We start from the raw sequence: 21,662 nt of genomic DNA on the forward strand, positions 1-21,662 counted from the left end.
CCCTTACGACTTCTGGAACATGGCGAGCATCCGGCGCGTGACCAGGAAGCCGCCGAAGATGTTGACGCCCGCCATCAGCACCGACAGCGCCGCCAGGAACACCACCAGCCAGCCGCCCGAGCCGATCTGCAGGAGCGCGCCGACGATGATGATCGACGAGATCGCGTTGGTGATCGCCATCAGGGGCGTGTGCAGCGAATGGCTGACGTTCCAGATCACCTGGAAACCGACGAAGACCGCCAGCACGAAGACGATGAAATGCGACAGGAAGCTCGCGGGCGCGAACAGCCCCACCAGCAGCATCGCCGCCGCGCCCGCGCCGAGCAGCGTGACCTGGCTGCGGGTCTGGGCGCGGAAGGCGGCGATCTCCTGCGCGCGCCGCTCCTCGGGGGTCGGCTCCCTGGGCTTCTCGCGCGGCTTCTGGGCGGCGATGGCCGCGACCCTGGGCGGCGGCGGCGGCCAGGTCACGTCGCCGTCATGGGCGACGGTCGAGCCGCGGATCACGTCGTCCTCCATGTTCTGCACGATGACGCCGTCCTTGCCCGGCGTCAGGTCCGAGAGCATGTGGCGGATGTTGTTGCCGTAAAGCTCCGAGGCTTGCGCGCCCATCCTCGACGGGAAGTCGGTATAGCCGATGATCACCACGCCGTTTTCCGTGACGATGCGCTCGTCCGGCACGGTCAGCTCGCAATTGCCGCCGCGCTCGGCCGCCAGGTCGACGATGACCGAGCCGGTCTTCATCGCCGCGACCATGTCGCGGGTCCAGAGCTTCGGCGCATCGCGGCCGGGGATCAGCGCCGTGGTGATGACGATGTCCATCCCGGGCGCCAGTTCGCGGAACTTCTCGAGCTGCTTTTCCCGGAACTCGGGGCTCGAGGGCGCGGCATAGCCGCCGGTCGCGGCCCCGTCCTGCACCTGGTCCTGGAAGTCCAGGTAGACGAATTCCGCGCCCATCGATTCGATCTGCTCGGCCACCTCGGGGCGCACGTCGAAGGCATGGACCTGCGCGCCCAGGCTGACCGCCGCGCCGATGGCGGCAAGCCCGGCGACGCCCGCGCCCACCACCAGCACCTTGGCCGGCGGCACCTTGCCCGCCGCCGTCACCTGGCCGGTGAAGAAGCGGCCGAAGTTGTTCGCCGCCTCGATCACCGCCCGGTAGCCGGCGATATTGGCCATCGAGGACAGCGCGTCCATCTTCTGCGCGCGGCTGATGCGCGGCACCATGTCCATGGCGATGGCGGTGACGCCCTGTTCGCGCGCCAGCTCCAGGAGGTCGGGGTTCTGCGCCGGCCAGAAATGCGAGATCAGGGTCTGCCCGCGCCGCATCTGCCGCAGCTCGGCCTCGCTCGGCGGCCGGACCTTGACCACCACCTCCACCGCCCCGACCAGCGCCGCGGCATTGGGATGCACGGTGACGCCCGCCGCCTCGTAGGCCGCATCCGAAAACCCCGCACGAACCCCCGCGCCAGTCTCGACATGCACGTCATGCCCCAGCTTGCGCAGATGCCCCGCAGAGGACGGAGTGATGGCGACCCGAGCCTCCCCCTCAAAAATCTCCTTCAATCCGCCGATCTTCACAAGGCCACCTCCCTACTGGCTTGCGTATTCTATATGGCTGAAAAACGACATTGCCGGCTTCTGCTGTCTGGACGGCGGTTACGGCTGCTGCGTCGACGATGTCTTTGACGGAGCATCCTCGCGAGAGGTCGTTTGCGGGTTTTGCCAGTCCCTGCAGGATGGGCCCGATGGCGGTGAGGCCGCCCAGGCGCTCGGCGATCTTGTAGCCGATATTGCCCGCGGCGAGGTCGGGAAAGACGAAGACGTTCGGCCGCCCCGACAGCCGGCTGGCCGGCGCCTTCCTCGCCCGGATCGCCTCGTCCAGCGCGGCGTCGAACTGCATCTCGCCATCCACCTCGAGATCCGGGGCCGCGGCGCGGATCAGCGCCAGCGCCTCGCGCAGCCGCCCGAGGCTCGGGTGGTCGGCCGAGCCCGCGGTCGAGAAGGACAGCAGCGCCACCCGCGGCTCCTCGGCCAGCAGCCGGCGGCAGCTTCCGGCGGCCGAAAGCGCGATGGCGGCGAGCTCCTGCGCGTCGGGCTGGATCACCAGCCCGCAATCGGCAAAGATCATGCCGCCCCTGATCGGCGCGCCCGGCCCGCAGGACAGCATCAGGAAAAAGCTCGACACGATGCCGGCATCGGGGGCCCGGCCGATGATCTGCAATGCGGCGCGGACGGTGTCGGCGGTGGTGGCGACGGCGCCGCCCAGCGTGCCGTCGGCCTGGCCCAGCCGCACCCGCATCGCCGCCTGGCGGATCGGGTCGCGCATCTCGGCCAGCGCGCGTTCGCCGGTCATGCCCCTGGCCGCGCGCATGCGGTGCCAATGGTCGGCCAGTTCCGCCAGGTCGGGCGCGCCGGCCGGGTCGATGCGGCGGGCGCCGGGGATCTCGGGCCCGCCCATCAGGGTGACGCGCGCCAGCCCCTCGGCCAGCAGCCGGCGGGCGGCCTCGGCCACGCGCGGGTCGTCGCCCTCGGACAGGATGATGTGGCGGTCCAGCGCCTTGGCGGTCTGGTGGATGCGCTCGAGCGGTTTCATCTCTTACCCCAGGAAATGCAGGCCGGCGACGACGAAGACGCCCAGGAACACGGTCTCGGCCACGATCAGCCCGATGGCGCCGGCGCCGACCTCGAGCATCTTGCCGAGCGAGGTCTTGATGCCGACGGCGGCGATGGCGATCAGCAATGCCCAGCGGGACAGCTGCCCGGCGAAGTCCGAGACCGCCGGCGGCACCAGCCCCAGGCTGTTGAGCGTGGCGAGCGCGAGAAAGCCGATGACGAAGCCCGGCAGCAGCGGCGGCGCCTTGCCGCCCCGGCGGTCCGAAAGCCCGCGCGCCCGGATCGCCAGGGAAAAGCACAGCACCACCGGCGCCAGCATGGCGACGCGGATCAGCTTGACCAGGGTCGCGGTCTCGCCCGCCTCGGGGCCGATCGAGAAGCCGGCGCCGACCACCTGGGCGACGTCATGGATGGTGCCGCCCAGGAAGACGCCGGAATCGCGGGCGGTGAAGCCGAAAAGCCCGGCCAGCATCGGGTAGAGCACCATGGCCACGGTCGAAAGCACGGTGACGGACAGCACGGTGAAGACCAGGTCGCGTTCGGATTTCTCGTGCCGGGGCAGGACGGCGGCGATGGCCATGGCCGCCGAGGCGCCGCAGATCGCCACCGAGCCGCCGGTCAGCAGCGCAAAGCGCCAGCCGCGGCCGGCCAGCCGGCTGGCGGCAAGGGCGAACAGGATGGTCAGCACCACGCCCGCCGCCACCAGCGCGATGGCGCCCGGCCCCAGCGCCGCCAGCATGCCGGCCGAGATGCGCGCGCCCAGAAGCGCCACCCCCAGCCGCAGCACGGTGCGCGCGGTAAAGGCGATGCCGGGGGCGGTGCGGGTGCCCTCCTCGGCCAGGAAGTTCAGCGCCAGGCCCAGAAGCAGCGCCAGCAGCATGGCGGGGGCGCCGTAATGATCCGACAGGAACTGCGCCGTGGCCGCGACCAGCGCCGAGACGGCGAAGCCCGGAAAGGCTTCCTCGATCAGGCCGCGCGAAGGGATCATGGTGGAAATCATCGTCCTCACCGGGATGCGGGGATGGGCCGGGGCGCTTGTTGCTGCGCGCCGGGGGGTGTCATGGGGGCCGCGGGCGGGGCGGGGGCGCCGAGGGGGGCCCTGCCCCCCTCGCGCTTGCGCGGCCCCTCGATGGGGCCGCGCAAGCGCCCCCCCGGGGTATTTGGGAAACGGAGAAAGGCAGGGGACGCCCCGGCCTTCCGCCGCCGTCCCGCCTCAGGCCGCGCCCTGCTGGGGGCGCATGTCGGCCGGGTCGATGCCGGCGACCACCACCGGCTTCTTCATCGCGTCGCGGCGGAAGGGCTCGCCCAGTTCCTGGTTCAGCAGCACCTCGATGAAGGTGGTCTCGCGGTTCTTCATCTGCCGCTCGACCGCATCGTGCAGCGCCGCGGTCAGTTCCTCCTGGCTCTTCACCTGCACGCCGACGAGCCCGCAGGCCTGGGCGATCTTCGCATAGGAGGTGTCGCGGTCCAGCTCGGTGCCGACGAAGTTGTTGTCGTACCACAGCGTGGTGTTGCGCTTTTCCGCCCCCCACTGGTAGTTGCGGAAGATCACCATGGTGATCGCCGGCCAGTCCTCGCGGCCGCAGGCGGTCATCTCGTTCATCGAGATGCCGAAGGCGCCGTCGCCGGCAAAGCCGATCACCGGCACGTCCGGATTGCCGATCTTGGCGCCCAGGATCGCCGGGAAGCCGTAGCCGCAGGGCCCGAACAGCCCCGGCGCCAGGTATTTCCGCCCGGCCTCGAAGCTCGGGTAGGCATTGCCGATGGCGCAGTTGTTGCCGATGTCCGAGCTGACGATCGCCTCCTTCGGCACCGCCTGCATGATCGCCCGCCAGGCCTGGCGCGGGCTCATCAGCCCGGCGTCGCGCCTGCGCGCGTCCTCGTTCCATTCGGTGCCGGGATCGTCCTCCTCGTGGTCCAGGCTCGACAGTTCCTGCGCCCAGCGGGACCTGGTCTGCGCCACCAGCGCCTTGCGTTCCGCCCGGCCGGCATCGCCGGCGGTGGGGGCGAGCTGCGCCAGGATGCCGCGCGCCACCTTGGCCGCGTCGCCCTGGATGCCGACCGTGACCTTCTTGGTCAGCCCGATGCGGTCGGCGTTGATGTCGACCTGGATGATCCTGGCGTCCTTCGGCCAGTAGTCGATGCCATAGCCCGGCAGGGTCGAGAACGGGTTCAATCGCGTGCCCAGCGCCAGCACCACGTCGGCCCTGGCGATGATCTCCATCGCCGCCTTCGAGCCGTTGTAGCCCAAGGGGCCCATGGCCAGCGGGTGCGAGCCGGGGAAGCTGTCGTTGTGCTGGTAGTTCGAGCAGACCGGCGCATCCAGCCGCTCGGCCAGCCTGGCCAGCTCCGGGATCGCGCCCGACAGCACCACGCCGGCGCCCGACAGGATCACCGGGAACTCGGCCGCGGACAGCAGCTTTGCCGCCTCGGCCACCGCCTGCTCGCCGCCCGCGGGCCGCTCGAAGGCGACCACCTGCGGCAGCTCCACGTCGATGACCTGGGTCCAGAAGTCGCGCGGGATGTTGATCTGCGCCGGGGCCGAGTTGCGCCAGGCCTGCATGATCACCCGGTTCAAGACCTCGGGGATGCGCGAGGCGTCGCGCACCTCTTCCTGGTAGCAGACGCAATCGGCGAAGATGCGCATCTGCTCCATCTCCTGGAAGCCGCCCTGGCCGATGGTGCGGTTCGCCGCCTGCGGCGTGACCAAGAGCAGCGGGGTGTGGTTCCAGTAGGCGGTCTTGACCGGCGTGACGAAGCCGGTCACGCCGGGGCCGTTCTGCGCGATCGCCATCGACATCCGGCCGGTCGAGCGGGTGAACCCGTCCGCCATCATCCCGGCGTTCGTCTCGTGCGCGCAGTCCCAGAACGTGATCCCAGCCCTGGGAAACAGGTCCGACACAGGCATCATCGCAGAGCCGATGATCCCGAACGCATGCTCGATCCCGTGAAGCTGGAGAACTTTCACAAAAGACTCCTCAGTGGTCATTCTCATTCTATTTTCCTTGCATTTTCAGTATATTATCCAACGGCGACGCGCATAATTCGCTGCCGGACCAGACCGGGAACATGCCGATCCCAAGGAAAGACATTTCGCATCGGCCCTGGCATCGATCGAACTGCTCCGGGTGATCCTTCGCATGCCATTTGGCTTGGCTTGGTTTGGCGTGGCGGGGGGATCGGACCTGCCCGGCAGGGCAGGTCCCTTCTTCATTTCGATACTGCGCCGGCGATCTGCGGATCGCAGTCCAGATCCTTGTCTTCGTTCGCGTCCTCGTTCGCTGGATCGTCGAGAAACGGACGGTCAGGCCGGATGAACAGTGCCATGCCCGCGCCCAGCAGAAGCAAGACCAGCGAGGCGGCAAAGGGCAGATCCCAGCGTCCGGTCAGGTCGATGATCAGCCCGAAGACGATAGGCGAGATCATCCCGGCCAGGCCAAAGCCGAAGTTCATGAAACCGCTGGCAGTACCGGAGTATTGCGGCGCGATATCCATCGGCGTGGCCCAGATCGGCGCCACGATCAGCTCGGCGAAGAAGAAGGCGGCGCTGAGGCTGATCGCCACCGTCACCAGATCGGTCGAGAACATCACCGGCAACATGCAGGCGAAGGCGCCCAGGAAGCCCAGGATGATCACGCTGATCCGCGCCAGGGCGACATTGCCGGTGCGGCGCAGGATGCCGTCGCTGAGCCAGCCGCCCGCCAGGTCGCCCACGACCCCGGCCAGGAAGACGCCGGCCGCGAAGATGGCGGATTTCTTCAGGTCCAGTTCGTGCTGGTGCAGGAAATAGGACGGGATCCAGTTCAGGAACAGCCACAGCGTCCAGCCATAGCAGAAATCGGTGATCGTCACCGGCAGCATGCGCTTGAGCAGCCGGCCCCAGGGCAGGGTCTTGCGCTCGCCCACGATCCTCTGGTCCGGCAGGGCCTCCAGTTCCTCGGGCGTGATGCCCTTGTGGCTGCGGGGATCGTCGCGGAAATACCACCACCACAGCGCCACCCATAGGAAGCTGATCAGGCCGACGATGACGAAGGCATGCCGCCAGGACAGCGCGATGACCAGGAAGGCGATCAGCGGCGGGGTCAGCGCATTGCCGAAACGGGCGAAGGCATGGGTGATGCCCTGCGCGAAGCCGCGCTTCTCGGCCGGCATCCAGTTCGACAGCGCCCGCGTGGCGGTCGGGAAGGCCGAGCCTTCGCCCATGCCCAGAAGCACGCGCGCGATGATGAGCGAGACCGCGCCCTCGACGAAGCCGATCATCACGGTTGCGGCCGACCAGACGGTGCCGCAGATGATCAGGGTCTTGTGCGGTCCCAGCCGGTCGCCCAGCCGGCCGCCGAGGATCTGGAACAGCGCATAGGGATAGGCGAAAGCGGAAAACGCCAGCCCCAACTCGAAATTCGACAGGCCCAGCTCGGCCTGCATGGCGGGGGCGGCGGTGCTGATGTTCACCCGGTCGATATAGGTGACCAGATACATCAGGCAGATGACGAACAGAACGCGGTCCGTCGTCCTGAATCGGGTAAGCCTTAGCATGTCTCCTCCCTGGATTATGCTGGATGTGTTGGCACGTCCGTTTGCGGCCCGTTGCGCGGTCCTCTGTTGAAGCTCCGCCCTCCTCCGGCGGGTCTTCGGGCTCCTGGCGGCGGGCCGTGTTCTTGGGAAACGACGCCTCCTTCCTGCCCCTCGGGCGCTATTGTGTCAGTTGCGCCAGCTTCAGGCGCTGGATCTTGCCCGAGGGGCCCTTGGGCAGCTCGGCCATCAGGTGGATCACCTCGGGCGACTTGAACTTCCCCAGCCGCTCCTCGCAGATCGAGATCAGCTCGGGCGCGCCAAGCGGCGAGCCGGGGCGCAGGGTGACGGCCGCCTCGACCCGCTCGCCGTAGCGGGCGCATTGGCGGGCGAAGGCCGCGGCCTCGATCACGTCGGGATGGGTATAGAGCGCCTCGTCGATCTCGCGCGGGGCGATGTTCTCGCCGCCCTTGATGATCAGCTCCTTCAGGCGGCCGGTGACGAAGACGTAGCCTTCCTCGTCCATCTGGCCCAGGTCGCCGGTGCGCAGCCAGCCGTCCGGGGTCAGCGCGGCGGCGGTCGCGGCCGGGTCGCCCAGATAGCCGCGCATGACATTGGCGCCGCGCACGGCGATCTCGCCCTCGATGCCCGGCGGCAGCGGGCGCAGGTCGGGCGACAGGATCGCCACCTGGTTGCCCACCGCCCGGCCGGGCGAGCCGATCTTGCGCAGGCCCGGCGGCAGCGGGTTCGACAGGATCTGGGCCGCCGTCTCGGTCAGGCCCATGGTCTCGACGATGGGAATGCCGAAGCGGCGCTCGAAGCTCGACTGCACCTCGGGCGCCAGAGCCGCCGAGGCCGAGCGGCCGAAGCGCAGCCGCGCTCGGGCAGCCGGCGACGGCTCGCCCTCGCCATGCAGCAGATGCGAGATGATCGTCGGCACGACCGAGAACCAGCTGGCCTCGTGCCGGTCGCACAGGCCCCAGAACCGGCTGGCCGAAAAGCGGTCGCAGACCACCACCGAACCGCCCGAGAGCAGCGGGCCAAGGATGGTCACGCAAAGCCCGTTGATGTGATAGATGGGCAGCACGCACAAGGCCCGGTCCTCGGGCCGCAGCTCATGCGCCAACGCCGTGGTCCAGCCGCCGGCCAGCAGGCTGGCATGGCTGTGCACCACGCCCTTGGGCCGGCCGGTGGTGCCCGAGGTATACATCAGCAGCGCATCGTCCGCGGCGCCATGCGGATGCGGCTCGGCCGGCGCGCAGCCGGCGGGCCAGTCGAAGCCGGCACCCGCCTCGATCACCACAGGCGCGGCAGGATGGGCGGCGAGCGCCGCCTCCAGCAGCGCGCGCTGGCCGGGATCGACCAGCAGGGCGCGGGCGCCGGAATGCGACAGCACATAGCCGATGGCATCGGCGCCGGCGATCAGGTTGATCATGGTGGCCCGAAAGCCGCCGTAAAGCGCGCCGTAAAGGCCCAGCACCGCATTGCGGCCATTGGGCATCATCAGCGCGACGCTTTCGCCGCGCTCCAGGCCCAGCCCGGCCAGATGCCCGGCGATGCGGGCGGCCTCGTCGCGCAATTCGCGCCAGGTCAGGACCGAGCCGTCCTCGGGAAAGACATGGCTGATCGTCCGGCCCTGGTCGGCGGCACGATGGTCCAGCCAGTCGCGGGTGGTGCCCTGCGGCGGGTTCAGCGGATCCAGCCTCATTTCCCCGCCTCCTGCCAATAGCTGCCGAAGATCTCGTCAAGCGCCGGCTCGCGCGGGGGAATTGGCCGCACGACGCGGGTGCGCTGCATGAAATGGCGCCAGTTCAAATTGGCGTCGATGGAGTTGCCGCCCCAGCTTCCGCACCCCATCGACAGCGAAAAGGGCAGGCCGTTGTCGAAGGCGCCGCCGGTCGCAAAGCAATGCGCCTGGTTGACGATGACCCGGCAGACCGGCAGGTCGCGGCCAAGCGCCAGCGGGCGATCCGCGTCGCGCGAATGCAGCCCGACCGAATGGCCGGCGCCCTGATGGCTCAGGATGCGGCGCGCCAGTTCCGCCGCGTGCTCGAAATCCCGCGCGCGGTAAAGCGCGGCGATGCGGCTGAGCTTTTCGCCCGACAGCGGATGGTCGGGACCGATGCCCTCGGTCTCGACCGCGATCAGCCGGGTACCGGGCGGCACCCTGCCGGCCAGCCCCAGCCGGTCGATCATCACCTCGGCATCCTTGGCGATGATCTCGCGGTTCATATGCCCGTCCTGCCAGAGCCGGGCCACGATACCCGGCGCTTCGGACGGCGGCAGGACCGCGCCCCCTTCGGCCGCAAGTGCAGCGGCGAAGGCGTCATAGACCGCATCCACCACGATCAGCGCATTTTCGGACGAACAGGATGTCGCATTGTCGAAGGTCTTGGAGGCGGCGATCTTGCCCGCCGCATCGGCCAGGTCGGCGGTCTCGTCCACGATCACCGCCACATTGCCGGCGCCGACGCCGATGGCGGGGGTGCCGCTTTCATAGGCGCGCCGCACGTTGTCCTGGCTGCCGGTCACGACCACCAGGTCGGCGGTCTCCAGCAGGCGCTGGGTCTTGGCCTTGCTGCCTTGCCCTGGAAGCATCTGCACCAGGTCGCGGTCCTCGCCGATGCGGTCGAACTCGGCATGGATGAACCCCAGCAGCATCTCGCAACAGGCCACCCCCTTGGGCGAGGGCGACAGAACGATGGCATTGCCGCATTTCAGCGCGTTGATGATGTTGTTCGCCGGCGTCGCGGCCGGGTTGGTCGAGGGCACCACCGCGCCGATCACGCCGATGGGCCGCGCGATCTCGGCGATGCCGGTTTCGGGGTCGTCGGACAGGATGCCATGCGTGGCCACGCCACGGATGTCGCGCAAAAGACCCAGCGTCTTGCGATGGTTCTTGACGATCTTGTCGGCGACATTGCCCAGCCCGGTGCTGCGGACCGCCAGTTCCGCCAGTTGCCGGTTGCGTTCGGGCTGCATGATGGCCCAGCCGACGGCAAGGGCAGCCCGGTCATAGCGGCTCTGGCTGCCCCCCGCCTCGTATCCGGCCTGGGCGCTGCGCGCCCGCACCATCGCCGCGTCGACCGAAAGAATATCGTTCGAGATGTTCATACCTGTCATTTGCTCCTGCTCCCGGCAGTCCGCCCGCCGGGAAGGTGAATAGGTCAGCAGCCCGGAAAAACCGGGGCTCGCCCTGTCTGCAATGTTGGTCTGGCACGGCCTCCTCTTGCCGTGGTTTTCGACCCTAGGCCATGAAAACAGTCTTGCAACTGTTTTCATTAAATTTTATGATTCACAAAAATATATGTGGAAAATCTGATGATTAAGCCAGATATTGTTTTCGTAGCCAATCTTGCAGGCGTTTCACCGGCGACGGTGTCGCGGGTGATGAATCACCCGGATCTGGTGCATCCGGCGACGCGCAAGAAGGTCGAACTGGCGATCGAGAAATCCGGCTATATCCGCAACCGCGCCGCGCAGGCCATGCATGGCAAGCGCAGCGCCACCATCGGTCTGGTGGTGCCGACCGTCGCCAACACCATCTTCGCCGAAGTGGTCCAGGCTTTTAACGACACGGTCAGCGAGCAGGGCTTCACCCTGCTCCTGGCCTCGCATGGCTACGATCTGGAGACCGAATATCGGCTGGTTCGCAAATTGCTGGAGCATCGCGTCGATGCGCTGGCGGTGGTCGGGCTGGATCACAGCGCCGGCACCTTCCGTCTGATCGCCGAACAGCGCGTGCCATTGCTGGCGCTCTGGAACTACCTGCCGGATTCGGCGCTGCCCTGCATCGGGGTGGACAACCGCGAGGCGGGGCGGATGGCAGCCGAACATCTGATCGCACTGGGGCATCGCCGCATCGGCATGGTCTTTCCCACCACCTTCGACAACGACCGGGCACGTGACCGCAAGACGGCGGCGACGGCTGTTTTCCGCGATGCCGGCATCGTGTTGCAGGATCGCTGGCAGGTCGAGGTGCCCTACAGCATCGCCCAGGCCAAGGCCGCCTGCCTGGAATTACTGGCGGGACAGGACCGGCCGAGCGCCTTGCTTTGCGCCAATGACGTGATCGCGCAGGGGGCGATCTATGCGGCGGCGCGGCTGGGGATCGCCATTCCCACCACCTTGTCGGTGATCGGCATCGGCGACTTTGCCGGCTCGGCGCAGATGGAACCGGCGCTCACCACAGTGCGCATCCCCGCGCAGAAATTGGGGGCCACCGCGGGGCGAGAGATTCTTGCGATGATTGGCGCGCCCGATCCCAATTACATGGTTCATAGCAAGATTGAATTGGAACTGATTATGCGTAGCAGCACAGCGATTGCGGTCGAGCTGTCCGGGGCGATCGTGTAGGTATTTGCAGCGGGGAAGGCGTATCCCCTTGTCCGCACGCAATGCGTTTCGAAAGAATACAGCCGCATTGCCCTATTCCATTCCGCCCCATTGCGGGGTCTCCGAACCGGGTCAGCCGGCCTCATGGGCCAGCGCCCACCTCCGCATCTGCGTGAGTTTCCCCGCCCGCCGGCAGCCGTGCCAAGCGCCCGGCTGCCGGCGGTTGGTCTTCCTGCAATCGCCGGGGCGGCTGGGATCGGCGACGGGGCGACGGCCGCGCAGCTGCCGAGCGTCTCGATCAGGCGTTCGAGGCCTAGCCGGTCGGACCCCGCCTCATGGCGGAAGCGGAGCGCGGCGCCTGGGCGGGCCAGCTTCTTCGCCAGCCGCTGGATGGATGCGTCATCCTTGCGGGACTCGCCGAGGACGTGGCGGCGCTGGATTTCCTCGGCATTCCTTTGCGCTCGGCCAGTGGCGAGGTCGAGGAGCGCATCTTCGCAATTCTGGCCCGGCATGACGGCGACACGATGCTGGCTGATAGGGGGCTTGCCGCCGAACCGCGCAAATCCGACAGAACGGATGCGAAAGAACCGCGGCAAATTTGAGCGGGATTGCTTGCGGGTTTCGCGCCCGATCCGCTGAAAAAACCCTGGCTGGGCGGCCTGTGCGCCATGGGGATGCAGCCGGCGACGCGCGTCGAAAGCGGCGCCGGGATAGCCTTGGCGGCCAGGTGCCAGGCATTCGCCGGCAAGCCATGCGCCAGCCACCGCCTTCATGGCCTGCGGAGGAGCCACATCGTGGGCAAGCCATGGATCATGCGGATTTGCGAGGTTCCGCCGCTCTTCAGCGGAAGCCTCGGGCTTGAACGGAACGAGGAGGATAGATGGCCATTGCAATACTGTCGGGCGGGCCGGCGGTGCGGGACGCCCAGGGGCGCCTGCCTGTCGACGAGGCGCCGCTGAAAACCATTCACGTCCTGGCCGCCGCCGCCGTTCTGGGCGGCGCGGTGCTGGACGGCTATGTCCTGGGCATCGTCGGCCCGGCCCTGTCGCTGGCCGGAAACGAGATGCAGCTTTCCGCGCTGGCCCAGGGCCTGATCGCATCGAGCGCGCTGATCGGCATCTTCGTGGGCGGGCTGTTCTTTGGCAACCTGGCCGACCGCTTCGGCCGCCGGCCGGTGTTCGGCTGGAACCTTGCCGCCTTCATCCTGCTGTCGCTGATGCAACTGTTCGTCCAGGACGTCTGGCAACTGGTGGCGCTGCGGCTGGCGCTGGGCCTAGCCGTCGGCGTCGAATATGCGGTCGGCTCGTCGGTGCTGGCCGAGTTCTCGCGCCGCAGGGGGCGGGGGATGCTGCTGGGCAGCTTCTCGATCGGCTGGCAGGTGGGCTTCACGCTCGCCTTCATCGTGGGCGCGCTTTACCAGGGCGACAACTGGCGCATGCTGCTGGCGACCAGTGCCGTGCCGGCGATCATCACCTTCGTCTTGCGGATGACCCTGCCGGAAACCCCGATGTGGCTGCAAGCCAGGGGCCGCAAGGCCGAGGCGCGCGCTGTCGTCGACCGCCATTTCGGCAAGGAGTTCTACATCCCCGAAATCGAGCTGGGCGCGGAACACGCCTCGCCGCGCGAGCTGTTCACTGCCCGGACCTGGCGGCAATCGCTGTATTCGGGCCTTTTCTGGTTCTGCCAGGTCGGCCCGTTCTTCGGCATCTTCACCTTCATGATGCCGGTGCTGCAATCCCTGGGCGTCGAGGAATCGGGCTCGGTCGACATGTGGCTGAACGCCATCCAGATCGCGGGCGCGTTCGCCGGCATCCTTCTGCTGCACTGGATGAGCCGGCGCGGCTTCGTCATCTGGACGTTTGCCATCATCCTGCTGACGCTGCTGGGCCTGGGCCTGTTCCCACAAGCGCCCGCCTGGATCGTGCTGGGCCTGTTCGGCATCTACATGTTCGTGGCCCCGGCCGCCAACGACATCCAGTATGTCTATCCGCCCGAGATCTTCGACACCCATGTCCGGGCTACCGGCGTCGGCTTCTCGGCCGCCTTCTCGCGCATTTCCGCGGCGGGCGTGACCTTCCTGCTGCCCTGGCTGATGCAGACCTTCGGCTTCTCGGCCACGCTGACGATGATGGCGGGCTTCCCGCTGCTGGGCCTGGTCCTGTCGATCATGTGGGCGCCGGAAACCAAGGGCAAGCACCTGAGCTGAGCGCCTCATTCGGCAAGAGACGACCAGCCGCCCTTTCCTTGCCGGTGCAAGGAGCGGCTGGTGACGGCGCCGGCAGGACATCCGGTCCGCCGCAGCCGAGGGTGAAAGGGCCGGGCAGGGAAGGGTCTTTTCCGGGCGTCCTGTCCAGGCGGATTTCGACACCGCCGGGCACGGATCGGCTTGCCCGGCCTTCGACAAGCTCTCCGCCGCCGGGACGAGCCGGGCCGGCAGATGCCGGACGCCGCGGCGGGGGTTTCAGCGCGACCCGCTGATCCAGCGTGCCGAGCCCGCGTCCAGCACGCAACGCGGCCCGGCCCGCGCCACGATTTTCGGGGCGATTTCGGCGATGGTGGCCTCGGTGCGGGCCTTATCGCCCGCGGCTCTCCACTGCCTCCGGTCGCCGTCGGCCGGGCTGGACGGCGATCGGCGTCACGCCGATCCTGCATCCCTGCATCCCTGCATCCCTGCATCCCTGCATCCCTGCATCCCTGCATCCCTGCATCCCTGCGCGGCGATCATGCGGGGTCCGCGAGCCTTGCCTTGATCTTCCAGCCGGCATCGTCCCGCCCAAGCAGCCAGGACTTGCGCGCGATGGAGGTTCCTGCCGCGGTGCGATGGCTGGCGATTTCCAGCCGGAATCCTTCGGGGCAAGGCGACAGGCGGCCCGGCACCTCGATCCCGTCGGCAAGGCATATGACGACATCGGTCCCGGCCGCGGGCAGATCGCCCGGCAATGTCGCGCGGCATCCCGGATAGGCATGGCTGTCGCCGAGGAAGATCTGCATCACCGCTCGCCCCTGAAAGTGCTTGCCATCATTAACTCGACTTGCGGCGGGCAAACCAATATGATTGCGCTAACAACAGCTATCTCGCGGAGCCTGCATGGATATTCACGCCGACCTGGCCCTTGTCGCGCATGACGGCAAGAAGGACGACCTGATTGCCTGGGTCGAAGAGCGGATCGACCGGCTGCGGCCGCTGTCGCTGGTCGCCACCGGCACCACCGGAGCGCGGATCCATGCGGCGACGGGGCTTGATGTGACCCGGCTTCTCAGCGGCCCGCTGGGGGGCGATGCGCAGCTGGGGGCGATGATTTCCGAAGGGCGGCTGAAGAACCTGATCTTCTTCATCGACCCGCTGTCCGCCTTGCCCCATGACGTGGACGTGAAATCGCTGCTGCGGCTGGCGATCCTTTACGATGTGCGCCTGGCCGTGAACAGCAAAAGCGCGGATGCGGTGCTGGCGGCCATCGACGCCGATCCCCGCTGAACGGTGGGGCGATCCTGCGCCGCATCCTTTCCCGGACTGTGGTTCTTTGGCGTCGATTTCGAAGGTTTCCGTCGGAAAATGCCCTGGCGATCTTGCGGGCTCCGCCGGCCTGACGCGCATCGCGCGAGGCGTTCTTCGGACGGCGGGGTCTGCGCAGGCTGACCCTGCACGCAAGGTTCCAGGATCTCGTGCCGGCCAAGCCCAATGGAAAGGGGCCGGGATGATCCGGCCCCCGATGCCCTTGCGCGGACGGTCACAGGTCGATGCGCGCCACGCTCTCGTCGCTGTTCTTGGGCGCGCCCTCTGCGGATTTCACCGTCGCGAACAGCGCGTTCTGCCCGGCGTCGAAGGCCAGGCTGTTCGGATGCGCGCCCGTCTCCAGCTTTTCCAGCAGGTCATAGCTGTCGGTGTCGAAGACGCTGATGCTGCCCTCGGCCCGGTTGGTGACGTAAAGCCGCCGGTGCTCGCCGTCGAAGCGCAGGGCGACCGGCCCCTCGCCGCTGGCCATGCGCCTGATCTCGCTGCCGTCCCTGGTGCTGAAGACGAAGACCTGGTTGCCCTCGCCCCTGGGCTGGTAGTCGGGAAGCGCCTCGGCGCGGTATTTGATGACGCGCGGATGGCCCTGGTCGGTGGCGAAAAGCCGCCCGCCCTCGGCGTCGAGCGCAAGGTTCAGCAGCTGGTCCGCCCCGGTCTCGACCGTGCTGACGATCTCCAGCGTCCCGGTATCGACGGCGAAGAGCTGGCCTTGCAGGTTCGAGACATGGACCCGGCCCGCCGCGGGGTCGATGGCGATGCCGGTGGCGTTGTAGCCAAAGCCCGGCACGACCTTTTCCACCTTCATCGCCTCGGTATCGACGACATAGAGGCTGGAGCCCGTGGGGTGCAGGCCCGGCGCATAGAGGCGATGGTTCGCCGGGTCCAGCGCCAGTTCGCGGAAATGGTGGGGATAGGCGCCCTCGCCTTTCTCGTCCTTGATCTTCTCGGCAAGCTGGATGGTGCCGACGACCTTGTTGTCGGCGGTGTCGATGACGATGACGGCGGCGTCCAGCCCGGCGCCGACATAAAGCCGACCGGCCGCGTCGTCGTTGGCAAGGCCGAAGCCCTTCCGGTCCAGCGGGATCTCGGCCTGGACGGCCAGGGTCTCGGGGTCGAGGCGCAGGATGCGCGAAGGCGCCGCATTCTCGCCGAAGCCGCCGGCGGAGGCCGCGAACAGCGCGCCCTGGCGGGGTGAATGCACCAGTTCGTAAAGCCCTTGCTCCAGGGCGGCGGTCCTGATCCGGGCGTCCTGCCGGACCGCGGCCGGATCGGCCTGCGGCGCCGGGGTCGCCTGTTCGGCATGGGCGGCAAGGCCGCAAAGCAGCGATGCGGCCAGGGCGGTGGCCAGTCGCAGGGATGAATGTCGCATGAGGTCTCCTTCCGTTTTTCCGGGAGTCTTGCGGATCGGGCCGCCGCCCTTTCCTTGCATCCGGGTGGTGGCCTTGCCCTTGGGTCCAGGGGCCGGAAGCTGCCTGCCGCACGCCTGCCGCTCTAGCCCGATTTCCCGCGGGATGCCAGTCCACGCGCCGTCGCAGGGGGTGCGGCGGATTTCCCGCGGGATGCCAGTCCACGCGCCGTCGCAAGGGGTGCGGCGGATTTCCCGCCGTTTGACAGCCCCGCCTGCGCGACCTAATCTGCGGCCAGCGGTCCAAGCCGCTTCCAGACCCGCGGAAAGGGCCGAGCTCACTTGACCCGACGCCTGATCGTCGAACGAACCTTTGTGCTGCCGGATTGCGGGTCGTCGGCATCGGATGCACCGAGGGTTCCATGAGCGTTCTTCCCGAACGACCCGATCTTGATCAATTGAAACGGCAGGCTAAGGAGCTTTTGCGGCTTTGCCGCGCGGGCGATGGCGGCGCGCTTGACCGCCTGCGCCGCGGCTTGCCTGCGGCAAGGGGGCGCGGCGACGCGCAGGTCGCGGCGGCAGGCTGCCGGCTGCATGATGCGCAATCCTGCATCGCGCGGGAACATGGCTTCGCGTCCTGGGCGGCGCTGAAGGCCTTTGTCGAGGCGGCGCGGCCGCGCGGTTTGGAGCCCGGCGCGCTTGCCGAGGCTTTCGCGCGCTTCGCCTATGCCGGGGATATTGCCGGCGGCACCGGCAATGCGCGCCCGGAACTGGCGGCGCGGCTGCTGCAGGACCAGCCCCGGCTGCCGCTGGATTTCCCGATCATCGCCTGTGCCGCGGGGGATGTCGCCGCGGTGCGCCGCGCGATCCTTGCCGATGCGGGCTGGGTGCATCGGCCGGCGGGGCCGCTGTCCTTGCCGCCTCTGGTTGCCGCGACCCATTCGGGGCTGTTGCAGCTGCCGGCATTCCGCCCGCGCATCCACGCTGTGGTCGGGCTGCTTCTGTCCGCCGGTGCCGATCCCGACCAGCGGGTCGGCAGCCGCTGGCCGCCCGCCTCGGTCCGGGAACCGGACGCCGGCCTGCCGCTTTCCGCGCTTTACGGCGCCGTGGGGCGCAATCACGACGCCGATCTTGCGCGCCTGCTGCTGGAGGCCGGCGCCGATCCGAATGACGGCGAGTCGCTTTACCATTCGCTCGAGGGCCTCGGCTGCACCGATCTGCTGCTGGCGGCGGGGGCGGTCGTCACCGGCACCAATGCGCTGTTCCGCTGCCTTGATTTCGACGATATTGCGCGGCTTCGGCTGTTGCTGGATCATGCCGCCGCCGCGCCCGAGCTGCGCGGCGGCGCCCTGCTGTTCCATGCCATCCGCCGGCGCCGCTCGCCCGCGCATGTCCGGGCGCTGCTTGCGGCAGGCGTCGATCCCGGAGCGCGGACCGGGGATGGCACCGATGCGGCCGCGCTGGCCCTGCGCTATGGCCTGCCCGAGGTCGCGTCCCTGCTGGGCCGGCCGGACGCGCTGTCGCCTGAAGAGCGCTTCATCGCCGCCTGCACCAGCGCCGATGCGGCCAAGGCCCGGCGGATGCTGTCGCAAGACCCCGGACTGGTCGCCCGCCTGGACCCGGCCCGGCTGCGGCTTTTGCCGGATCTGGCGGCCGAGGGCGCCGGCGATGCCGTCCGGCTGATGGTCGAGCTGGGTTGGCCCATCGAGGCGCGCGGCGGGGATTGGAACGCAAGCGCGCTGAACCACGCCGTCTTCCGCGGCGATAGCGCCCTTGCCGAATTCCTTCTGCAGCATGGCGCGTCCTGGCGGGCCGGGCAGGGGTTCGGCGACGATGTGTCCGGCACCCTGGGCTGGGCGTCCTTGAACCGGCCCGTGCCGGAGGGCGACTGGATCGGCTGCGCAAGGGTGCTGGCCCGGCATGGAATGGCGCCCTTCGGCCGCGATCCCGCGACGCCGGACGCGCTGCTTCTGGAAGGCCGCCGCCGGTATTTCTCGCCGGAGGTGGCCGATTGCCTGCTAAACGAAGCGGCCGGGGATCAGGGGCCGTGACGGGCCTGCTGCCTGTGGCAACGGCATGGGCCCGGATCGTCCGGCGTGCGGCTTTCGGGGCGTCGATACGCCATCACCCGCGCCAGCGCAGGGTTTCGACCAGCAGGGTGAAGGCCGACGAGGCATGGCGGCGGCGGGGATAATACAGGTGATAGCCCGGCAGGTCGGGCGTCAGCCGGGCCAGGACGCGCCGCAGGCGGCCGTCGTCCAGATCCTGCCGGACCTGGTCCAGCGGCAGATAGGCCAGGCCGTGGCCGTCCAATGCCGCATCGCGGATCAGGTCGATGCTGGTCAGGACCAGCGGGCCCTCGACCCGGACGCGGGTTTCCCGGCCGCCGCCAGCCGTTCAGCGTGCCGCTGGTCGGCAGCCGCAGGTTGATCGCCCGGTGGTCCACCAGCTGCGCCGCAGCGGTCGGGGGCGCGTGCCGGTGAAAGTAGTCGGGCGACCCTACGATGGCCATGGGAATGTCCGGCCCGATCCGCACCGCGATCATGTCCCTGGCGATCTCGCCGCCCAGCCGGCCGCCTGCGTCGAAGCGATCCGCCACCACATCGGCCAGGCCGTAATCGAGGGTGATCTCGACCACGAAAGGAACCGGACAATAACCAGGATCAGCTTCACCAACAGCAACAACCCGGCGATCACCATGGCGGCGGTCGTCCACTTTCCCCAAGGCTTCGACGCGGCCAGGACATGGCCTGCCATCGTCGTGTCGCATCCCGGCGGCGGGGTGAAGGAGCAGGCGGCGGGCACTTATGCCGCCCGGCTGGCCGAGAGGGGCTTCATCGCCATCGCCTATGACGCCAGTTACCAGGGCGAAAGCGGCGGCACCCCGCGCCAGCTGGAAAACCTGCATATCCGCACCGAGGACATCAGCGCCGTCATCAACCACTTGGTGACGCTGCCCTATGTGGACCGGGCGCGGATCGGCGCGATGGGGATCTGCGCGGGCGCGGGCTATACCGCCAATGCCGCGATCCAGGACCGCCGCATCAAGGCGATCGGCACGGTCGGCGCGGTCAATATCGGCGCGATGTTCCGCAACGGCTGGGACAACGACGTCCAGTCCAGCGACGCGCTGCCGCTGATCGAGGCGGGCTCGAACGCCCGGACCTCGGACGCCGCGGGCGGTAGCGCCACGATGCCGCTGGCGCCCCTGCAGGAAGCGGATGCGCCGAACGAGGAACTGCGCCAAGCCTGGGAATACTATCACACCCCGCGCGCGCAATGCCCGACCGCGCCGGGCTTCGCCACCCTGCGCAGCCTGAACCAGATCATCCCCTATGACGCCTATCACATGGCCGACATCTACCTGACCCAGCCGATGCAGATCGTGGCGGGCAGCAAGGCCGGCAGCAAATGGATGAGCGAGGATCTTTTCGGCCGCGCCGCCAGCGCCGACAAGGCCTTCCACGTGGTCGAGGGCGCCAACCACATGGATCTCTATGACGGCCGGGAATACGTCGATGAGGCGATCTCGGTGCTGGCGCCGTTCTTCGCGGCCAGGCTGAAGGGCGCGTCGCAGTAGCGCCGCCCGCGATCCGGCTGCGGCTTGGGCTGCGGCCGGGTCGCGCCTTCGGCAGGGGTCATGGCCCTGCGCTGGGTGTCTATGCTGCGGCGCAGAATGCATAGCGGCTTTGCCGGGATCACGGCTACTTTCCGCGATTTGCCCAGCCTATATCCGCCTTGTCCGCAACATGCCCGCTGGATGGGCAAGATGAAAAAGGTGCCGAGATGTCCGCTGTCGAAATGAGCCATAACCATGCTGCCGGTGGCCTGGGCCAGGTCTTTGCCCGCGCGACCGCAATGATCGCCGCCTGGAACGACGCCCGCATCACCCGCCGCGAACTGGCCCGGCTGACCGACCGCGAACTGAACGATATCGGCCTGACCCGCGGCGATATCGAGCGGATCGCCCGCGGCGCCTGAGGCTATTGCCATCGATGAACGGACCCCGCTTTGCCGCGGGGTTTTTTCATGCCCGCCGGCAGGGCCATGGTCCGGCCCCCTGGGCATCCCTCCGCGGCTGGACGACCGGCGGGCACGAAGGGGCTTGCCCGGCCGCCGTCCCTGGCCGATGCTGGCGGCATGACCGCGCCCTATTCCTTTCGCGACGATCCCTTGGTGCCGCGTTTCGACGCTTCCGCGCCCCTGGCCGTGATGGATGCGGAATGCGCGCTTTGCAGCTGGGGTGCGCGGATGATCCACCGGCTCGACCGTTCGGGCAAGGTGCGGATATGCCCGGTCCAGACCCCGCTTGGCGCGGCGCTCCTGCGCCATTACGGGCTGGAGGCAGAAGACCCCGCAAGCTGGCTTTTCATCGAGGACGGCATCGCCCATGCCGATTGCGATGCGGTCCTCTATGCCGGGCGGCGGCTTGGCGGGCCCGGCAGGCTGGCCGCGCCGCTGCGGATCCTGCCGCGCGGGCTGCGCAACTGGCTTTATCGGCGCTTTGCGCGCAACCGTTATCGCCTGTTCGGCAGGGCGGACATGTGCGCCTTGCCGGACCCGGCGTTCCAGCGGCGGCTGCTGCGCTGACCGCGGCCGCCCGTCGCGCGCGGGTTCGCCGCCAGCGCCCGGCGGTCATTCGTCCGCGCCATCCGCCCCGGCCTCGATCTCTTCGGCCACGAGCTGCTGGAGCGTCCAGATATAGTCGTCATGGATGCCGTGTTCCGCCAGCCCGCGGACGGTGCGCAGCAGGTATTCCGCGCCCGATCCCGCGGCCCCCGATGCGCGGGCCAGCCGCCGCGCCTGATCCTCGACCGTCAGCTCGGCAAGCTGGGTGCCGATCGGGTCGGCATAGAAGGTCAGCGCCTCTTCCCGGCCGCGGGCGGTCTCGACCTCGATCCAGCAGGCGTTGGCCGAGAGTTCATGGGCGACAAGCTCGCGCCGCAGGATGGCGCGCAGCGACTGCGCCTCGGTCCCCTGGGCGATGTCGAGGACCAGCCCCTCGCAACTGCCGCCCGAGGCCAGCGCCAGCATCAGCCCCGGCCGCTCGGGCGTGCCACGGAAATGCTCGAGCGAGATCGAGAAGCGGCGATGCCAGCCGATGGCGGTGGCGCGGCGCCGGGCGCCGACGGCAAAGCCGGGGTTCCAGATCAGCGAGCCATAGGCAAAGACCGGGATCGGCCGCGGCCGGTCCTGCGTAAGCCGGTCGGCCAGCAGGTCCAGATCGGCATCCTCGAGCATGCGCCAGCGCGGATCGTGCAGCGGCCCCTGGGCCGAGGCGACGCGGGCGACGTGATCGTCCGACAGCAAGATGGGGCGGCAATTGGTCATGGGGATTCCTGCAAG

General features: G+C 68.5%; 19 protein-coding genes. 8 read left to right on the forward strand and 11 right to left on the reverse strand.

Going from position 1 to position 21,662, the window contains the following annotated elements:
- Positions 1 to 3 precede the first annotated feature (3 nt).
- The 7 genes from KF941_RS02520 to KF941_RS02550 all read right to left on the reverse strand — a co-directional run bounded on the left by KF941_RS02520 (position 4) and on the right by KF941_RS02550 (position 10,239).
- Positions 4 to 1,578, reverse strand: coding sequence for a Re/Si-specific NAD(P)(+) transhydrogenase subunit alpha (locus KF941_RS02520; protein WP_214272460.1), 1,575 nt, complete (start codon positions 1,576 to 1,578; stop codon positions 4 to 6).
- Positions 1,547 to 2,593, reverse strand: a complete 1,047-nt coding sequence (locus KF941_RS02525) for a phosphate acetyltransferase (RefSeq protein WP_240540196.1) — start codon at positions 2,591 to 2,593, stop codon at positions 1,547 to 1,549. Before KF941_RS02525 ends, KF941_RS02520 begins: the two co-directional genes overlap by 32 nt.
- A gap of 3 nt (positions 2,594 to 2,596) precedes the next feature.
- On the reverse strand, positions 2,597 to 3,613 hold the full coding sequence (locus tag KF941_RS02530; protein WP_214272461.1) for a putative sulfate exporter family transporter: 1,017 nt from the start codon (positions 3,611 to 3,613) through the stop codon (positions 2,597 to 2,599).
- A 213-nt stretch (positions 3,614 to 3,826) separates the two neighbouring features.
- On the reverse strand, positions 3,827 to 5,608 hold the full coding sequence (gene xsc, locus KF941_RS02535; protein WP_072462046.1) for a sulfoacetaldehyde acetyltransferase: 1,782 nt from the start codon (positions 5,606 to 5,608) through the stop codon (positions 3,827 to 3,829).
- 215 nt (positions 5,609 to 5,823) lie between these two features.
- Positions 5,824 to 7,149, reverse strand: a complete 1,326-nt coding sequence (locus KF941_RS02540) for an MFS transporter (protein WP_036758144.1) — start codon at positions 7,147 to 7,149, stop codon at positions 5,824 to 5,826.
- Positions 7,150 to 7,306: 157 nt separating this feature from the next.
- Positions 7,307 to 8,833, reverse strand: a complete 1,527-nt coding sequence (locus KF941_RS02545; protein WP_214272462.1) for an AMP-binding protein — start codon at positions 8,831 to 8,833, stop codon at positions 7,307 to 7,309.
- Positions 8,830 to 10,239, reverse strand: a complete 1,410-nt coding sequence (locus KF941_RS02550) for an aldehyde dehydrogenase family protein (RefSeq protein ID WP_214273629.1) — start codon at positions 10,237 to 10,239, stop codon at positions 8,830 to 8,832. Before KF941_RS02550 ends, KF941_RS02545 begins: the two co-directional genes overlap by 4 nt.
- Before the next feature lie 207 nt (positions 10,240 to 10,446).
- Here KF941_RS02550 and KF941_RS02555 point away from each other — a divergent pair, with 207 nt between their 5' ends.
- The 3 genes from KF941_RS02555 (at position 10,447) to KF941_RS02565 (ending at position 13,666) form a co-directional block, all read left to right on the forward strand.
- A complete protein-coding gene (locus tag KF941_RS02555) occupies positions 10,447 to 11,481 on the forward strand; it encodes a LacI family DNA-binding transcriptional regulator (protein ID WP_036758153.1) in 1,035 nt (344 codons plus the stop codon).
- Between the two features lie 314 nt (positions 11,482 to 11,795).
- On the forward strand, positions 11,796 to 12,062 hold the full coding sequence (locus KF941_RS02560; RefSeq protein ID WP_214272463.1) for a hypothetical protein: 267 nt from the start codon (positions 11,796 to 11,798) through the stop codon (positions 12,060 to 12,062).
- 278 nt (positions 12,063 to 12,340) lie between these two features.
- On the forward strand, positions 12,341 to 13,666 hold the full coding sequence (locus tag KF941_RS02565; protein WP_036758140.1) for an MFS transporter: 1,326 nt from the start codon (positions 12,341 to 12,343) through the stop codon (positions 13,664 to 13,666).
- Between the two features lie 515 nt (positions 13,667 to 14,181).
- On the opposite strand, the gene KF941_RS02570 is transcribed toward KF941_RS02565, so the two are convergent.
- Positions 14,182 to 14,451, reverse strand: coding sequence for a hypothetical protein (locus KF941_RS02570; protein ID WP_036758138.1), 270 nt, complete (start codon positions 14,449 to 14,451; stop codon positions 14,182 to 14,184).
- A gap of 97 nt (positions 14,452 to 14,548) precedes the next feature.
- Between KF941_RS02570 and KF941_RS02575 the strand changes: the two genes are divergently transcribed.
- Positions 14,549 to 14,935: a methylglyoxal synthase gene (locus KF941_RS02575; protein WP_072462041.1), complete on the forward strand. Its 387-nt coding sequence runs from the start codon at positions 14,549 to 14,551 to the stop codon at positions 14,933 to 14,935.
- A 253-nt stretch (positions 14,936 to 15,188) separates the two neighbouring features.
- Here the strand turns inward: KF941_RS02575 and KF941_RS02580 are convergent, their stop codons facing one another.
- Entirely contained in the window at positions 15,189 to 16,340 is a 1,152-nt protein-coding gene (locus KF941_RS02580) for a YncE family protein (RefSeq protein WP_214272464.1), read from the reverse strand.
- 398 nt (positions 16,341 to 16,738) lie between these two features.
- On the opposite strand from KF941_RS02580, the gene KF941_RS02585 reads away from it, so the two are divergent.
- Positions 16,739 to 18,367: an ankyrin repeat domain-containing protein gene (locus KF941_RS02585; RefSeq protein ID WP_214272465.1), complete on the forward strand. Its 1,629-nt coding sequence runs from the start codon at positions 16,739 to 16,741 to the stop codon at positions 18,365 to 18,367.
- Positions 18,368 to 18,440: 73 nt separating this feature from the next.
- Here the strand turns inward: KF941_RS02585 and KF941_RS28275 are convergent, their stop codons facing one another.
- Positions 18,441 to 18,668, reverse strand: coding sequence for a LysR substrate-binding domain-containing protein (locus KF941_RS28275; RefSeq protein ID WP_338117758.1), 228 nt, complete (start codon positions 18,666 to 18,668; stop codon positions 18,441 to 18,443).
- 85 nt (positions 18,669 to 18,753) lie between these two features.
- Here KF941_RS28275 and KF941_RS02595 point away from each other — a divergent pair, with 85 nt between their 5' ends.
- The 3 genes from KF941_RS02595 (at position 18,754) to KF941_RS02605 (ending at position 20,906) form a co-directional block, all read left to right on the forward strand.
- Positions 18,754 to 19,896, forward strand: a complete 1,143-nt coding sequence (locus KF941_RS02595) for an alpha/beta hydrolase (protein ID WP_346428955.1) — start codon at positions 18,754 to 18,756, stop codon at positions 19,894 to 19,896.
- Positions 19,897 to 20,102: 206 nt separating this feature from the next.
- On the forward strand, positions 20,103 to 20,297 hold the full coding sequence (locus KF941_RS02600) for a DUF1127 domain-containing protein (protein WP_214272466.1): 195 nt from the start codon (positions 20,103 to 20,105) through the stop codon (positions 20,295 to 20,297).
- Between the two features lie 159 nt (positions 20,298 to 20,456).
- Positions 20,457 to 20,906 carry a DCC1-like thiol-disulfide oxidoreductase family protein gene (locus KF941_RS02605; protein ID WP_214272467.1) on the forward strand — a complete coding sequence of 150 codons (450 nt, stop codon included), beginning with the start codon at positions 20,457 to 20,459 and terminating at the stop codon, positions 20,904 to 20,906.
- A 45-nt stretch (positions 20,907 to 20,951) separates the two neighbouring features.
- Here KF941_RS02605 and KF941_RS02610 read toward each other — a convergent pair whose 3' ends face one another.
- A complete protein-coding gene (locus KF941_RS02610) occupies positions 20,952 to 21,647 on the reverse strand; it encodes a gamma-glutamylcyclotransferase (protein ID WP_036758126.1) in 696 nt (231 codons plus the stop codon).
- Between the last annotated feature and the right edge of the window lie 15 nt (positions 21,648 to 21,662).

This window comes from Paracoccus sp. pheM1, from assembly GCF_018499825.1.
GTDB lineage: Bacteria > Pseudomonadota > Alphaproteobacteria > Rhodobacterales > Rhodobacteraceae > Paracoccus > Paracoccus versutus.

Bases quoted from the DNA above. Each gene is read 5' to 3' on its own strand.
- KF941_RS02580 (WP_214272464.1), bottom strand. From the start codon at position 16,340: ATGCGACATTCATCCCTGCGACTGGCCACCGCCCTGGCCGCATCGCTG.
- xsc (WP_072462046.1), bottom strand. From the start codon at position 5,608: ATGAGAATGACCACTGAGGAGTCTTTTGTGAAAGTTCTCCAGCTTCAC.
- KF941_RS02575 (WP_072462041.1), top strand. From the start codon at position 14,549: ATGGATATTCACGCCGACCTGGCCCTTGTCGCGCATGACGGCAAGAAG.
- KF941_RS02550 (WP_214273629.1), bottom strand. From the start codon at position 10,239: ATGAACATCTCGAACGATATTCTTTCGGTCGACGCGGCGATGGTGCGG.
- KF941_RS02555 (WP_036758153.1), top strand. From the start codon at position 10,447: ATGATTAAGCCAGATATTGTTTTCGTAGCCAATCTTGCAGGCGTTTCA.
- KF941_RS02525 (WP_240540196.1), bottom strand. From the start codon at position 2,593: ATGAAACCGCTCGAGCGCATCCACCAGACCGCCAAGGCGCTGGACCGC.
- KF941_RS02530 (WP_214272461.1), bottom strand. From the start codon at position 3,613: ATGATTTCCACCATGATCCCTTCGCGCGGCCTGATCGAGGAAGCCTTT.
- KF941_RS02545 (WP_214272462.1), bottom strand. From the start codon at position 8,833: ATGAGGCTGGATCCGCTGAACCCGCCGCAGGGCACCACCCGCGACTGG.
- KF941_RS02610 (WP_036758126.1), bottom strand. From the start codon at position 21,647: ATGACCAATTGCCGCCCCATCTTGCTGTCGGACGATCACGTCGCCCGC.
- KF941_RS02585 (WP_214272465.1), top strand. From the start codon at position 16,739: ATGAGCGTTCTTCCCGAACGACCCGATCTTGATCAATTGAAACGGCAG.
- KF941_RS02605 (WP_214272467.1), top strand. From the start codon at position 20,457: ATGACCGCGCCCTATTCCTTTCGCGACGATCCCTTGGTGCCGCGTTTC.
- KF941_RS02565 (WP_036758140.1), top strand. From the start codon at position 12,341: ATGGCCATTGCAATACTGTCGGGCGGGCCGGCGGTGCGGGACGCCCAG.
- KF941_RS02570 (WP_036758138.1), bottom strand. From the start codon at position 14,451: ATGCAGATCTTCCTCGGCGACAGCCATGCCTATCCGGGATGCCGCGCG.
- KF941_RS02600 (WP_214272466.1), top strand. From the start codon at position 20,103: ATGTCCGCTGTCGAAATGAGCCATAACCATGCTGCCGGTGGCCTGGGC.
- KF941_RS02560 (WP_214272463.1), top strand. From the start codon at position 11,796: ATGGCGGAAGCGGAGCGCGGCGCCTGGGCGGGCCAGCTTCTTCGCCAG.
- KF941_RS02540 (WP_036758144.1), bottom strand. From the start codon at position 7,149: ATGCTAAGGCTTACCCGATTCAGGACGACGGACCGCGTTCTGTTCGTC.